General features: G+C 70.8%; 12 protein-coding genes and 1 pseudogene. 8 read left to right on the top strand and 5 right to left on the bottom strand.

What is annotated here, in order from left to right; genetic code table 11:
* Positions 1 to 73: 73 nt before the first annotated feature.
* Positions 74 to 541 (top strand): GatB/YqeY domain-containing protein, encoded by a 468-nt coding sequence (locus ACIP94_RS09810; RefSeq protein WP_402422083.1) that lies wholly within the window; start codon positions 74 to 76, stop codon positions 539 to 541.
* 130 nt (positions 542 to 671) lie between these two features.
* On the opposite strand, the gene ACIP94_RS09805 is transcribed toward ACIP94_RS09810, so the two are convergent.
* A complete protein-coding gene (locus ACIP94_RS09805; protein WP_402422080.1) occupies positions 672 to 2987 on the bottom strand; it encodes a transglycosylase domain-containing protein in 2316 nt (771 codons plus the stop codon).
* Positions 2988 to 3396: 409 nt separating this feature from the next.
* Here ACIP94_RS09805 and ACIP94_RS09800 point away from each other — a divergent pair, with 409 nt between their 5' ends.
* Complete coding sequence (locus ACIP94_RS09800) at positions 3397 to 3735, top strand: WhiB family transcriptional regulator (protein WP_402422077.1); 339 nt, start codon at positions 3397 to 3399, stop codon at positions 3733 to 3735.
* Positions 3736 to 4196: 461 nt separating this feature from the next.
* Here ACIP94_RS09800 and ACIP94_RS09795 read toward each other — a convergent pair whose 3' ends face one another.
* The gene (locus tag ACIP94_RS09795) at positions 4197 to 5684 is read right to left on the bottom strand and encodes an ArsA family ATPase (protein ID WP_402422074.1); all 1488 of its coding nucleotides are present in this window, start codon (positions 5682 to 5684) and stop codon (positions 4197 to 4199) included.
* The gene (locus tag ACIP94_RS09790; RefSeq protein WP_402422071.1) at positions 5681 to 6658 is read right to left on the bottom strand and encodes an ArsA-related P-loop ATPase; all 978 of its coding nucleotides are present in this window, start codon (positions 6656 to 6658) and stop codon (positions 5681 to 5683) included. The genes ACIP94_RS09795 and ACIP94_RS09790 overlap by 4 nt, the downstream gene beginning before the upstream one ends.
* A 138-nt stretch (positions 6659 to 6796) precedes the next feature.
* Here ACIP94_RS09790 and ACIP94_RS09785 point away from each other — a divergent pair, with 138 nt between their 5' ends.
* From ACIP94_RS09785 to ACIP94_RS09770, 4 genes are all read left to right on the top strand, one after another.
* The gene (locus ACIP94_RS09785) at positions 6797 to 6958 is read left to right on the top strand and encodes a DUF4177 domain-containing protein (protein WP_003975360.1); all 162 of its coding nucleotides are present in this window, start codon (positions 6797 to 6799) and stop codon (positions 6956 to 6958) included.
* A complete protein-coding gene (locus ACIP94_RS09780; RefSeq protein WP_402422068.1) occupies positions 6955 to 7422 on the top strand; it encodes a RidA family protein in 468 nt (155 codons plus the stop codon). Before ACIP94_RS09785 ends, ACIP94_RS09780 begins: the two co-directional genes overlap by 4 nt.
* A 128-nt stretch (positions 7423 to 7550) precedes the next feature.
* A complete protein-coding gene (locus ACIP94_RS09775; RefSeq protein ID WP_402422066.1) occupies positions 7551 to 8420 on the top strand; it encodes an NUDIX hydrolase in 870 nt (289 codons plus the stop codon).
* Positions 8421 to 8445: 25 nt separating this feature from the next.
* A complete protein-coding gene (locus ACIP94_RS09770; protein ID WP_402422063.1) occupies positions 8446 to 9276 on the top strand; it encodes an MBL fold metallo-hydrolase in 831 nt (276 codons plus the stop codon).
* Positions 9277 to 9292: 16 nt separating this feature from the next.
* On the opposite strand, the pseudogene ACIP94_RS09765 reads toward ACIP94_RS09770, so the two are convergent.
* Positions 9293 to 10121 (bottom strand): annotated as a pseudogene (locus ACIP94_RS09765) (nucleotidyltransferase domain-containing protein).
* A 240-nt stretch (positions 10122 to 10361) separates the two neighbouring features.
* Complete coding sequence (locus ACIP94_RS09760) at positions 10362 to 11036, bottom strand: Crp/Fnr family transcriptional regulator (protein ID WP_103837943.1); 675 nt, start codon at positions 11034 to 11036, stop codon at positions 10362 to 10364.
* Between the two features lie 275 nt (positions 11037 to 11311).
* Here ACIP94_RS09760 and nth point away from each other — a divergent pair, with 275 nt between their 5' ends.
* On the top strand, positions 11312 to 12604 hold the full coding sequence (nth, locus tag ACIP94_RS09755) for an endonuclease III (RefSeq protein ID WP_402422060.1): 1293 nt from the start codon (positions 11312 to 11314) through the stop codon (positions 12602 to 12604).
* 175 nt (positions 12605 to 12779) lie between these two features.
* Positions 12780 to 13466: an NUDIX hydrolase gene (locus ACIP94_RS09750; RefSeq protein WP_402422057.1), complete on the top strand. Its 687-nt coding sequence runs from the start codon at positions 12780 to 12782 to the stop codon at positions 13464 to 13466.
* Positions 13467 to 13567 lie beyond the last annotated feature (101 nt).

Genomic DNA, 13567 nt, shown 5'->3' with positions numbered 1-13567 from the left:
GCACCGCGGAACATCCCCACGCCACCGGAAATCATGGGGCGGGTGGGCCGTCACACCTGCGACAATCGGGGCCATGACCACGCTCAAGTCGAAGCTGCAGGAAGACCTCAACGCCGCGATCAAGGAGCGCGACGAGCTCCGCTCCTCGACGCTCCGGCTGACGCTCGCCGCGATCACCAAGGAAGAGGTCGCGGGCAAGGAGAAGCGCGAGCTCTCCGACGATGAGGTCACCAAGGTGATCACTCGCGAGGCGAAGAAGCGCCGTGAGGCCGCCGACGCCTTCGCGCAGGGTGGGCGCCCGGAGCAGGCCGAGCGGGAGAAGGCGGAGGGGGAGGTGCTCGCCGCGTACCTGCCCAAGCAGCTGTCCGACGACGAGCTGCGGCGGATCGTGGCCCAGGCCGTGGAGGAGGCAAGGGCGGCGGGCGCCGAGGGTCCGCGCGCCATGGGCCAGGTCATGAAGATCGTGAACCCGAAGGTCGCGGGCCAGGCGGAGGGCGGACGCGTCGCCGCCGTGGTCAAGGAGCTCCTCGCGGGGAGCTGACCGGCCCACCGCTCGACCCGGCGCGTACGACAGCGGGGGCGCCCCTCGGCTCGAGGGGCGCCCCCGCTGTCGTAGTGGACGGTGGGGCGGGACCGCGGGAGGCGGAACCCTCCGCGGTGCTCCAGCGGGGCTATCCCCGCTGTCCGCCGTTGCCGTGCCCGTTCCTGCCGCCTCCGGTGCCCTGGATCCAGCCCGCCGGGATGGAGAAGGAGGGCGTCGGGAAGGGGCCGCCGTTGGCCCCTCCGTTGGCCCCTCCGTTGGCCCCTCCGTCCGCGCCGCCGATCAGCCCGCCGATCAGCCCACCCGTGTCCTGGCCGCCGTTCCCGTTGCCGTTGTCGTTGCCATTGCCGTTCTGGTCGCCCTGGCCCTGGTCGTGGTTGTCCTCGGGGATGTCGACGAGGTTGAAGTCCTCGACCGGCTTGCCCGCCAGCGCGCCCGTCATCATGTCGCGCCAGATCGGGCCCGGGACCTGGCCGCCGTAGACCTTGTCGTAGGGGACACCACCGATGGTGATGTGGGTCATCTGCCGCTTGTGCGCCGGGTCGCCGACCCAGACCGCGCCCGCCATGTTCGGCGTGTAGCCGACGAACCAGGCCGCGTAGCGGAAGTCCGTCGTACCGGTCTTGCCCGCGCTGGGGCGGCTGCCGAGGCCGGCCTGCGTACCCGTACCGTCCTCGACCACGCCCTTGAGGATCGTGTTGATCGTGTCCGCGGTGGTCTGGGACATCGCGCGCGAGCACGTCGACTGCGGGACGGGTAGCGACTTCTTCTCGTTGCCGATGGTCTGCGTGATCGACTCGATGGCGACCGGCGTGCAGTACGTGCCGCGGTCGGCGAAGGTCGCGTACGCGCTCGCCATCGTCAGCGGCGACATCTCCTGGGTGCCGAGGGCGATCGACGGCGCCTGGTCGATCTTCAGCCCGTCCGCCCGGTTCACGCCCATCTTCTTGGCCATGTCTATCACCGGGCAGATGCCGATGTCGCTGATCAGTTGCACGTAGTAGGTGTTGACCGACTTGGCGGTCGCCTCCTTCATGCCGTACGGGCCGTGCTCCGACTCGTTCTCGTTCGTGAGCTTGGCGTTCTCCGTGTTCACCCATTGCTTGCCGTCGCAGGCGGACACGGGGCTCGGATAGTCCATCTCGTACGGCGAGGGGTACTCCTGGGTCGCCGGCGTGCCGCCCTCTATGGCGGCCGCGGCCACGATCGGCTTGAACGTCGAACCGGGCTGGTAGCCCGCGCCGCCGCCCATGGCCTTGTCCACGGAGAGGTTGATCTGCGTCTCGTTCTTGCCGAAGCCGTAGGGACGGGACTGGCCCATCGCGAGGATCCTGCCGGTGCCGGGCTCGACGATGGTCGCGGCCGTGGCCACCTCGTCACTCTTGTTGACGTGGTCCTTGACCGACGTCTGCACCGACTCCTGGGCCTGCGGGTCCAGTGTCGTACGGATCGTCAGGCCACCGCGGTTCCAGATCTTCGCCCGGTCGGCCTTGGTCTTGCCGAACACCGGGTTGTTCAGGAACACCTCGCGGACGTAGTCGCAGAAGAAGCCCGCGCCCTTGACCGCCGTGATGCAGCCGTTCTTCGGCTCGCTCACGTTCAGCCCGAGGGGCGTCTTCTTGGCCTTGTCGGCCTCGGCCTGGGAGATGTCGTGCACCTCGGCCATGCGCTGCAGCACCACGTTGCGCCGCTTCTTGGCCTCCGCCTCGTCGTTCACCGGGTCGTACCGGGTGGGGGACTGGACGAGGCCGGCGAGGAGCGCGGCCTCCTGGAGGTTGAGGTCCTTGGCGTGCTTGGAGAAGTAGCGCTCGGAGGCCGCCTCCACGCCGTAGGCCTGCTGGCCGAAGAACGTGATGTTCAGATAGTTCTCGAGGATCTTCTTCTTGCCGAGTTTCTCCTCGATCTGGATCGCGTATTTCAGCTCGCGGACCTTGCGGCCGAGGGTCTGCTGGGTGGCCTGGGCGACCTTCGTCGGGTCGTCGCCGGCCTCCTCCACGAAGTAGTTCTTCACCAGCTGCTGCGTGAGCGTGGAGGCGCCCTGGGCCACTCCTCCGCTCTGCGCGTTCTGGTTCAGCGCGCGCAGGACGCCCTTCAGGTCGATCGCGCCATGCTGGTAGAACCGCGAGTCCTCGATCGCGACGATCGCCTTCTGCATGTACGGCGAGATGTCCTTGAGGTCCACCACCGTGCGGTCACGGGAGTAGACCGTGGCGATCTGGCCGCCCTGGCTGTCCAGGATCGTGGTGCGCTGACTCAGCTGGGGGCTCTTCAGGTTGGACGGGATGTCGTCGAATCCCTGGACCGACCCCTTGGCGGCGAGTCCGAGCGCACCCGCGGCGGGCAGCGCGATGCCGGCCATCACCGCCCCCGCGAGCACACTCACTCCGAGGAACTTGGCGGCCTGCTGCACGGGGGACACTCCCCCGCCCGAGCGCTTCTTTGGCATGAGGGCAGCCTACGTTCTGATTCGCCGGACACGCGTCTAGGCCTTGGCCTAAGCTGCTCTCAACTGTCACAGCAGCAGGGCCACGTATCAAGTACGTCCGGCGACCCCGAATCGTTCCGGTGTTCCCCCAACTTTTTCGCTGGATGCGTGCCCGAATTCGCCTTGTGTGTCATCAGGTGTCCGTTGTGACGCAACTGAACTGTGCCGGTTTGCCCCGAAAGTCACGCATGTCGCCAGCTCACTCCCCCGGGTGATCTGCCGTTTACCCATAGTCCGTTCGGACCATTCAAGATTGGGCCCGCTGGGGGTGTTGCGCTGTGCCCACCTTCCGTAACGTCCTCAACTGGCGGCGGTGAATATGCCGCTGCCGCCGTGGGGGAGCCTCGATTCGGGAGAGGACGGCGCCGGTATGGGCTGGGTAACCGACTGGAGTGCGCAGGCGGCCTGCCGCACTACCGATCCGGATGAACTGTTCGTTCAAGGAGCAGCGCAGAACAGGGCCAAGGCGGTGTGCACCGGCTGCCCGGTGCGCACGGAGTGCCTGGCCGACGCGTTGGACAACCGCGTCGAATTCGGCGTGTGGGGTGGCATGACGGAGCGGGAGCGCCGCGCACTGCTGCGCAGGCGGCCGACCGTCACCTCGTGGCGTCGCCTGCTGGAGACCGCTCGTACGGAGTACGAGCGTGGAGCGGGTCTGCTGCCCCTCGATGAGGAAGAGGCGTACGAGCACTACGCGGCGGTGGGCTGAGGGCGGTTCGCCGCCCGGCACGACCTGTCGGCCGCCGGCCGCCCGAGGGGGCTGTCGGCCGTTGAACGGGTGGTTCCCGCTGTGGGGCCGGTCCCTTGGGCCGGCGGTATGTGGGCGGCCGGTCCTTGGCTGGTCGGTCCTTGGCTGGTCGGTTTTTGGTCGGTCGGTCCTTGGACGGGCTGTTTTGGTTGGGCGGGTCCCTGTTCGGGCGGTCCTCGCCGGGCGAGTGCCTTGGTGAGGCGAGTCAGTCTGTTGGCCGTCGAGGTGAGGGTGGCCGGCGGCTGGCGTCTCAGGCGTGCCCCAGCAAGCGACCTCCCTCGTCGGGCGACGGCCTCAAGAAGCGTCTCCCGCGGTCCGTCCCACACGGGCCGTCAGGCGTTCACGTGTCCACCACGTCACGGCCGGGACGGCGCGCACGCCGTAGGAGGCGACCCGGGAGCAGGGCAGGCACCCGGGGGCCCCTACGCGCGCGCCTCGCGCTCCCCGGGGTACTCGGGCCGGTTGGCCGCGAGGCGTTCCCCGATGTCCCGGAGTCCTACGAGGTCGTGGACGTCGCCGGGCAGCGCGGCCACCTCCGCCACGGCCACCTCGGGGTGACGGGCGGTGAAACGGTCACGCGTGCGCTGTTCGCGGGAGAGCAGCTGCATACGTTCGGCATGCAGCCGGAGCAGGCCCGCGGTCAGTTGCTCGATGCTCCGGTCCTGGTCCGCGGAGGCGGGGGAGCCTGAGTCGGGAACCGGTGCTTCGGATGAGGGGGATTCTGAACTGCCGTACGTGTCGGGAGAGTTACGAAATCCAGCTTTCCCGCCCTGCTGATCCACAATGCGGGGGTCTTCAAGATTTTCGGCGGCGGCGAGCGCGCGCTCGGACGACAGCTGGGCGGCGCCGCTGCCGTGCACCCGGTTGAGGACCAGGCCGGCCAGCGGCATGTTCTCGGCGGCCAGACGCTCCACGAAGTACGCGGCCTCGCGCAGTGCGTCCCGCTCCGGGGCCGCCACCACCAGGAATGCCGTGCCCGGCGCCTGCAACAGCCTGTACGTGGCGTCCGCGCGCGTGCGGAACCCTCCGAACATGGTGTCCATGGCGGCCACGAACGTCTGGACGTCCTTAAGGAGCTGACCGCCGAGCAGCTTCCCCAGCACGCCGGTCATCATCGACATCCCGACGTTCAGGAACTTCATCCCCGCGCGGCCGCCCACCTTCGCCGGGGCCATCAGGACCCGGATCAGCTTGCCGTCCAGGAAGGATCCGAGCCGTTTGGGGGCGTCCAGGAAGTCCAGGGCCGAGCGCGAGGGCGGTGTGTCGACGACGATGAGGTCCCACTCGTCCCGCGCACGCAGCTGCCCCAGCTTCTCCATCGCCATGTACTCCTGCGTGCCCGCGAAGCCCGCCGACAGCGACTGGTAGAAGGGGTTGCCCAGGATGGCGGCCGCCCGGTCGGGGTCCGCGTGCGCCTCGACGATCTCGTCGAAGGTGCGCTTCATGTCGAGCATCATGGCGTGCAGTTCGCCGCCCGCGGTGTCCTCGATGCCCTTCACCCGCCGCGGAGTGTTGTCCAACGCGTCGATGCCCATCGACTGGGCGAGCCGGCGGGCCGGGTCGATGGTGAGCACGACCACCTTGCGTCCGCGCTCGGCCGCGCGCAGGCCCAGGGCCGCCGCCGTGGTCGTCTTGCCGACGCCGCCGGAGCCGCAGCACACGACGATGCGGGTGTCCGGATCATCGAGGAGGGCGTCGATCTCCAGGACGGGCGCGTGCTGCAAGGCGCGCGGGGAGCCCAGGTCATGGAGCGGCGACGCGTCCCCCGCGGCGGCGGCATCGCTCGCGATGGGCGCGTCTGCCGCGAGGGCTGTGTCCGCGGTGGAGGCCGCATGGGTGTCGGAGGCCCCCTCGGCCGTGGGGGCCGTGGAGGCCTTGTCGTCGTGCGCGGGGGCCGGGTCCTGACTCATGAGATCCCTTGCTGACGCAGTTCCGTGGCCAGTTCGTACAGGCCCGCCAGGTCCATGCCCTCGGCGAGCAGCGGCAGTTCGTGCAGCGGCAGGCCGAGGTCCGTGAGCACGGCACGCTGCTCGCGCTCCAGGGCGAACCGCTCCGCGTACTCGTCGGCCTGCCGGAGCAGCGGGTCCACCAGCCTCTCCGCTAGCCCGCCGCGGCGCGCACCGCCGAGTCCGGCGCCCGACAGGGCCTTGGCGAGGGCCGTCCGCGGCACGGCGTGCGCGAGGTCCAGCTCCGACTCCTCCAGGACCGCGGGCCGCACCATGTTCACGATGACGCGGCCCACAGGGAGATTCGCGGCACGCAGCTCGGTGATTCCGTCCGCCGTCTCCTGGACGGGCATCTCCTCCAGGAGCGTCACCATGTGCACGGACGTCTCCGGGGACTTCAGCACCCGCATCACCGCCCTGGCCTGATTGTGTATCGGGCCGATCTTGGCGAGGCCCGCCACCTCGTCGTTCACGTTCAGGAAGCGGGTGATGCGGCCGGTGGGGGGTGCGTCCATCACCACGTAGTCGTACGCGAACCGGCCGCTTCTGTCCTTCCTGCGGACGGCCTCGCACGCCTTGCCCGTGAGGAGCACGTCCCGCAGGCCGGGCGCGATGGTGGTGGCGAAGTCGATGGCGCCGAGCTTCTTCAGGGCCCGTCCCGCGCCGCCCAGCTTGTAGAACATCTGGAGGTAGTCCAGAAGGGCCAGTTCGGGGTCGATGGCCAGCGCGTAGACCTCGCCGCCGCCCGGGGCCACGGCGATCTTGCGCTCCTCGTACGGAAGCGCCTCCGTCTCGAAGAGTTGTGCGATCCCTTGTCTGCCCTCGACCTCGACGAGAAGGGTGCGCTTGCCCTCGGTCGCGAGGGCGAGCGCGAGTGCCGCGGCGACCGTGGTCTTTCCGGTCCCGCCCTTGCCACTGACGACCTGGAGCCTGCTCACGTCTTCGAGCCTAACCAGTCCGCGCGCGGGCTACGCGCGAGGCTGTGGACAACGCTGGTCACAGTCGGCCGCACGCCGGGCCGTGGCGGGGCCCGGTCGGCCGCATGACCCCGTCGCCGCAGCGGCTACAGTCGGCCCATGACCAAGTGGGAATACGCAACCGTGCCGCTGCTCGTCCACGCCACGAAGCAGATTCTGGACACCTGGGGCGAGGACGGCTGGGAGCTCGTCCAGGTCGTGCCCGGGCCGAACAACCCCGAGCAGCTGGTGGCCTACCTGAAGCGGGAGAAGCAGGCATGAGCGCGGTCGAGTCCCGCATCGCAGAGCTCGGGCTGGCCCTCCCGGACGTGGTGCCGCCGCTGGCCGCCTACCAGCCCGCCGTGCAGTCCGGGGTGTACGTGTACACCTCCGGCCAGCTTCCGATGGTGGAGGGCAAGCTCCCGGTGACCGGCAAGGTCGGCGCCGAGGTCACCGCCGAGGAGGCCAAGGGCCTGGCCCGCACGTGCGCCCTGAACGCGCTCGCCGCCGTCAAGTCCGTCACGGGTGACCTGGACCGCATCGCGCGCGTGGTGAAGGTCGTCGGCTTCGTGGCGTCGGCCGCGGACTTCACGGGCCAGCCGGGCGTCGTCAACGGTGCCAGCGAACTGCTGGGCGAGGTCCTCGGCGACAAGGGCGTGCACGCCCGCAGCGCGGTCGGTGTGGCGGTCCTTCCGCTGGACGCGCCGGTCGAGGTGGAGATCCAGGTGGAGCTGACGGAGGCCTGATCGCCCGCTGACACCGTGCCCGGCGAAGACGCCGTTCGGACGTGACTCCCCGGGTGCGGCAGGTGGCCCACCGGGCGGGGCGATCATTGCCTCTCGAACATCCGCGCACTTAGGGATAGCCTCCGCCCATGGCGAATGGGCAGTGGTTTCCACCGGAGTGGCCGTCACGGATCCGCGCGCTCGCGGAGGGAAAGCTCACCCCGGTCACGCCGAAGCGCGCGGCCACCGTCATGCTCCTGAGGGACACCGACGGCGCCCCCGCCGTGCACATGCTGCGCAGACGCGCCTCCATGGCCTTCGCCGGAGGCGCGTACGCCTACCCGGGCGGCGGTGTCGACCCGCGCGACCACGACCGCCGGATCGGCTGGGCGGGCCCCACGCGCGCGTGGTGGGCGGAGCGCCTCGGCGTCGGCGAGACGGACGCCCAGGCCATCGTCTGCGCCGCCGTACGCGAGACCTACGAGGAGGCGGGCGTCCTGCTCGCCGGCCCCACCCCGGAAACGGTCGTCGGGGACACCACGGGCACGGACTGGGAGGCGTCCCGGGCGTCCCTGGTCGCCCGGGACCTGTCGTTCGCCGAGTTCCTCGACCGCCGGGGACTGGTGCTGCGCTCCGACCTGCTCGGCGCGTGGGCCCGCTGGATCACCCCCGAGTTCGAGCCCCGCCGCTACGACACCTGGTTCTTCGTGGCCGCGCTCCCCGAAGGGCAGCGCACCCGCAACGCCTCCACGGAGGCCGACCGCACCGTGTGGATCCGCCCCCGCGACGCGGCCGCCTCGTACGACAAGGGCGAGCTGCTGATGATGCCGCCCACCATCGCGACCCTGCGCCAGCTGGTGCCGTATGCCACCGCTGCGGACGCGCTGAAGGCCGCGCCCGGCCGAGATCTGGCCCCCGTGGTGGCCCAGGCCCACCTGGAGGACGGTGAGGTCGTGCTGGTCTGGCCCGGCCACGACGAGTTCACCAAGCACATCCCGACGGGTGGAGCACCCGCATGATCCACGCGACGGAAGGTTCCCCCGCATGACGGACGCCGCAGCACTCCCCGGCCAGCCGCGCGGCGGGGTTCTCTCCGGTCCCGCCACCGCACGCGCCGTGAACGTCCTCGCCCCCAACGCGTCGGCGATGACCCTGGACGGCACCAACACCTGGATAGTCGCCGAGCCCGACTCCGAGCTGGCGGTGGTGATCGACCCCGGCCCGCTCGACGACGGTCATCTGCGCCTGGTGATCGAAACGGCGGAGAAGTCGGGCAGACGGGTCGCACTCACTCTGCTCACGCATGGTCACCCAGACCATGCGGAGGGTGCCGCACGGCTCGCCGAGCTGACGCGCACCAGCGTGCGAGCCCTGGACCCGGCGCTCCGCCTCGGCGACGAGGGGCTCGGGCACGGGGACGTGGTCACCGTGGGGGGCCTCGAGCTGCGCGTCGTGCCGACGCCGGGCCACACCGCCGACTCCCTGTGCTTCCATCTCCCGGCCGACCGGGCCGTTCTCACCGGTGACACCATCCTGGGCCGCGGTACGACGGTCGTGGCGCACCCGGACGGCCGCCTGGGGGACTATCTGGACTCCCTGCGCCGCCTGAGGTCGCTCACGGTCGACGACGGCGTCCACACCGTGCTTCCCGGCCACGGGCCCGTCCTGGAGGACGCCCAGGGCGCCGTCGAGTACTACCTCGCCCATCGGGCCCACCGACTCGCCCAGGTCGAGACGGCGGTCGAGGACGGCCACCGAACGGCGGCCGAGGTCGTGGCCCATGTGTACGCGGACGTGGACCGCTCCCTGTGGCCGGCGGCCGAGCTGTCGGTACGGGCGCAGCTGGAGTACCTCCGGGAACACGGCCTGATCTGAGTGCCCAGGGGAGCGGCTAGGGCCGGGGTGCCTTGATGCCGTGCACGCGCGCGTACTCCTCGGCGAGCCAGGGCCCGAGGTCGCCGACGTAGGACCGCAGTACGGCCGGATCGTCGTTCGGCTCGTACCCGCGTACGGCCGCGTCGCGCATCTGCGGGGCCCGCTCCGGGTAGTACGCGGCGAACGCCCCGGCCATCTCCCCGAGGTCGCTGGTCCAGCCGTTCCACCAGGGCATGACGAGGGTGAAGCCGGTGCGCACCAGGTGGCGCGAGACTCCCCCGGACGAGGCTCCGGCGGGCATCCTCGGTGGTGGCCTCCGCGATCCGTGCGCGCCACCGCGGCAGAAGCAGCGCCAGGTCGCCGTTCGTCTCCCGGGCGAGGCGGGAGTCGGGCCGGTAGCGGGGCAGCAGGGGAGTGAGGTCCTCGCCCAGCAGTGGGGTGCACAGACAGGCGACGAACCACCCCAGGTCGTACGTCTCCAGGTCGCTCAGCAGCCGCGCACGGCTGAACAGAAGCGTGCCGACACCGTCGATCTGCGGGAACTCCCTGTCGAGCCGCTCCCCGAGGCCGCGGGCGTCCTCACGGTCCGCCTCGGTGGGCTCCTCGTCCAGCGCGACCAGCAGATCGAGGTCGCTGCGCCCCACGCGCGCGGTGCCGCGCGGAATCGACCCGTAGAGGTATGCGCCCGTCATCCTCGCCCCGAAGACGACGGGAAGCCGTTGACGGGCGGCGGCGACCGCGGGACGGAAGGCGTCCGGGATCAACCCGAGAGAGCCCTCGCGGCGGAAGTACCCCTGGGCGTCGAGGCCTTTGCCCTGGGCGTGGCGATGCGGTGGGACGATCATTCGGCAACTGTGCCAGTGCCGTGCGGCCGGGGGCGGGGGTTTCAGGCCGTCGGTCGTCGTGCGTAGTGCGTCGGTCGTCGTGCGTAGTGCGTCGGCTGTCGTGCGTAGTGCGTCGGTCGTGGTCGTCGGTCGTCGGTCGTCGGTCGTCGTGCGGGGCGCGGCGTCCGGAAGGTGACGGCTACGACAACGGGCCCCGCCTCCTCGGAGAACGGGGCCCGTCGTATGGCCGGGGCCTGGCCGTCAGCGGGACCGTTTGGCCAGTCGCTCCACGTCCAGCAGGATCACCGCGCGCGCCTCCAGCCGGAGCCAGCCGCGCTGGGCGAAGTCCGCCAGGGCCTTGTTCACGGTCTCACGCGAGGCGCCGACCAGTTGGGCCAGCTCCTCCTGGGTGAGGTCGTGCACCACGTGGATGCCCTCTTCGGACTGCACGCCGAACCGGCGCGAGAGGTCCAGCAGCGCGCGGGCCACGCGGCCGGGCACGTCGGAGAAGACCAGGTCGGACATCTGGTCGTTGGTCTTGCGCAGTCGGCGGGCGACCGCGCGCAGCAGCGCGGCGGCCACCTCGGGCCGCGCGTTCAGCCACGGCTGGAGGTCGCCGTGGCCCAGACCCAGCAGCTTGACCTCGGTCAGCGCGGTGGCCGTGGCCGTGCGCGGACCCGGGTCGAACAGTGACAGCTCGCCGATCAGCTCACCGGGGCCGAGCACCGCGAGCATGTTCTCGCGGCCATCGGGGGAGGTGCGGTGAAGCTTGACCTTGCCTTCCATGACCACGTACAGGCGGTCGCCGGGGTCGCCCTCGTGGAACAGCGAGTCGCCGCGGGCGAGGGTCACCTCACTCATGGAGGCGCGGAGCTCCGCGGCCTGCTCGTCATCGAGCGCCGCGAAGAGCGGGGCGCGCCGCAGAACGTCGTCCACGAGTTCTCTCCTTGTCGACCTGCTCAGGGGATCTTGCTCCCCCGGATACCAGGGGACCGTGTTCCCCATTTTGCCGGACGGTCCAAACAGTGTGATCTGTCACAAGGATGCCGCACTGATGTGCCGGGGTATGCGGCAGGGGTCCAATCGGGGCTTGATCCGTTGGCTTCAGGGCGGATGTCGGCGCCGGGCCTTAGGCTGGCCGGGTGTCCAAATCGCCGGTGAGAGCACAGGCCAAGGGGGCTGGACGGGTGGTTGTACGTCGCGATTCCGCTGTGGGCGAACAGGACCCGGCAGGCGGAAGGAAAACGGCAAAGCGCCAACAATCGGCGCCTCCGGAGGAGGCGTCGCGCACTTCCGCGGAGACATCCGCGGAGAGGACTTCCGCGGAGACGTCCACGGGGGCGACGTCAGCGAAGTCGTCCAAGGCGTCCAAGGCGTCCAAGGCGACGGCGGCCGCGAAGACGCCCGCAAGGAAAGCCGCCGCTGAGGAGGCCACCTCGGCGAGGACCGCCGCCAAGAGGACCGCCGCCAAGAAGGCTGCCGCCAAGAGGACGGCGCCCACGAAGGCCGCTGCCGAGAAGACCTCCCGCGCGACGAAGACGGCCCCGGCCGCGAAGACCCCGCGCACCGCGAAGGCGGCCCCCGGGAAGGCGGCCCCCGTCAAGAAGTCGGCCCCCGTCAAGAAGTCGGCCAGGAAGGCGGCGGCGCACCCCGAGGCCGTCACCAAGAAGACCACCCTCGCCGTCGAGCACGTGGCTCCCGCCGAAACCGTCGCCGTGAAGCCCCCGGGGAACGAGACGCGGACCGCCCTCGTCCGCCGGGCCCGCCGGATCAACCGCGAGCTCGCCGAGGTGTACCCCTACGCCCACCCGGAGCTGGACTTCGAGAACCCGTTCCAGCTGATCGTCGCGACGGTCCTGTCCGCGCAGACCACCGACCTGCGGGTGAACCAGACCACGCCGGCGCTCTTCGCCAGGTACCCGACGCCCGAGGACCTCGCGGCGGCCAACCCCGAGGAAGTCGAGGAGATCCTGCGTCCCACGGGCTTCTTCCGGGCCAAGACCAAGTCGGTGATAGGGCTCTCCAAGGCCTTGGTGGAGGAGTTCGGCGGTGAGGTCCCCGGCCGTCTGGAGGATCTCGTCAAACTGCCCGGCGTCGGCCGCAAGACGGCCTTCGTGGTGCTGGGCAATGCCTTCGGCCGGCCCGGCATCACCGTCGACACCCATTTCCAGCGGCTCGTCCGCCGCTGGCAGTGGACCGACGAGACGGACCCGGACAAGATCGAGGCCGCCGTCGGCTCGCTCTTCCCGAAGAGCGAGTGGACGATGCTCTCGCACCATGTGATCTTCCACGGTCGCCGCATCTGCCACGCACGCAAGCCGGCCTGCGGCGCCTGTCCGATCGCCCCGCTCTGCCCGGCGTACGGCGAGGGCGAGACCGACCCGGAGAAGGCGAGGAAGCTCCTGAAGTACGAGAAGGGCGGCTTCCCGGGGCAGCGGCTGAAGCCCCCGCAGGCGTATCTGGACGCGGGTGGCATCCCGGCGCCGCCGCTGGGGGCCGGGTGAGGCGCGCACGCGGCCCGGTGCGCGCCTTGAGATACGGCCCGGGCAAGGGATGTTGCCCCGCGGAGCGGGTGACGGGACACCCACACGAGGGACGTGCGGAACGATCGGTGGTCCCGCGGGCGTTGGGATCGGCAGAACGGGGGTGGCGATGACGCACGTGAGCGATACGGACCACATGAGCGACACGGACGACGGGCCGCTGCGGCCGAGCACGGAGGGCCTGCCCGGCTGGCTCGACCCGGTCGTGCGGGTCACCCGGACTGTGGAACCGCTCCAGCTCAGCCGCTTCCTGCCGCCGGAGGACGGTGCGGGGCGCCAGTCGGCCGTGCTGATCCTCTTCGGCGAGGGCGCCCGCGGGCCGGAACTGCTGCTGATGGAGCGCGCCAGTTCGCTGCGCTCGCACGCCGGGCAGCCCTCCTTCCCCGGTGGCGCCCTCGACCCCGAGGACGGCGACCCCAAGGCCGAGGGGCCGCTGCGGGCCGCTCTCCGCGAGGCCGAGGAGGAGACAGGGCTCGACCCGCGCGGCGTCCAGCTCTTCGGCGTGCTCCCCAAGCTCTACATCCCGGTGAGCGGCTTCGTCGTGACCCCCGTCCTCGGCTGGTGGCGCGAGAGAAGCCCGGTGGGAGTCGTCGACCCGAACGAGACGGCGCGGGTCTTCACCGTCCCCGTGGCGGATCTCACGGACCCGGCCAACCGGGCCACCACAGTGCACCCCAGCGGCCACCGGGGCCCGGCATTCCTGGTCGAATCCGCCCTAGTGTGGGGCTTCACCGCCGGAGTCATCGACCGCCTGCTGCACTACGCGGGCTGGGAGCGCCCCTGGGACCGCGACAAGCAGGTCCCGCTCGACTGGCGCTCATGACAAGGTGGCCTCCGTGCTGTGGTCTTCCGGGGGACGCTGTGCCCCGCTGCCGCTGCGCGACGGGCCGGCCCTCGGGCCGGATGACGGCGACCGGAAAGCGA

Source organism: Streptomyces sp. NPDC093261 (genome assembly GCF_044753645.1).
Taxonomy (GTDB): Bacteria; Actinomycetota; Actinomycetes; order Streptomycetales; family Streptomycetaceae; genus Streptomyces.
The sequence above is the reverse complement of the archived record's forward strand: the minus strand, read 5'-3'. Positions and strand labels throughout refer to the sequence as shown.

What these genes read in the sequence shown, in the direction of transcription:
- ACIP94_RS09810 (WP_402422083.1), top strand. Translation starts at nt 74, where the DNA reads ATGACCACGCTCAAGTCGAAGCTGCAGGAAGACCTCAACGCCGCGATC.
- ACIP94_RS09805 (WP_402422080.1), bottom strand. Translation starts at nt 2,987, where the DNA reads ATGCCAAAGAAGCGCTCGGGCGGGGGAGTGTCCCCCGTGCAGCAGGCC.
- ACIP94_RS09800 (WP_402422077.1), top strand. Translation starts at nt 3,397, where the DNA reads ATGGGCTGGGTAACCGACTGGAGTGCGCAGGCGGCCTGCCGCACTACC.
- ACIP94_RS09795 (WP_402422074.1), bottom strand. Translation starts at nt 5,684, where the DNA reads ATGAGTCAGGACCCGGCCCCCGCGCACGACGACAAGGCCTCCACGGCC.
- ACIP94_RS09785 (WP_003975360.1), top strand. Translation starts at nt 6,797, where the DNA reads ATGACCAAGTGGGAATACGCAACCGTGCCGCTGCTCGTCCACGCCACG.
- ACIP94_RS09780 (WP_402422068.1), top strand. Translation starts at nt 6,955, where the DNA reads ATGAGCGCGGTCGAGTCCCGCATCGCAGAGCTCGGGCTGGCCCTCCCG.
- ACIP94_RS09775 (WP_402422066.1), top strand. Translation starts at nt 7,551, where the DNA reads ATGGCGAATGGGCAGTGGTTTCCACCGGAGTGGCCGTCACGGATCCGC.
- ACIP94_RS09770 (WP_402422063.1), top strand. Translation starts at nt 8,446, where the DNA reads ATGACGGACGCCGCAGCACTCCCCGGCCAGCCGCGCGGCGGGGTTCTC.
- ACIP94_RS09750 (WP_402422057.1), top strand. Translation starts at nt 12,780, where the DNA reads ATGAGCGACACGGACGACGGGCCGCTGCGGCCGAGCACGGAGGGCCTG.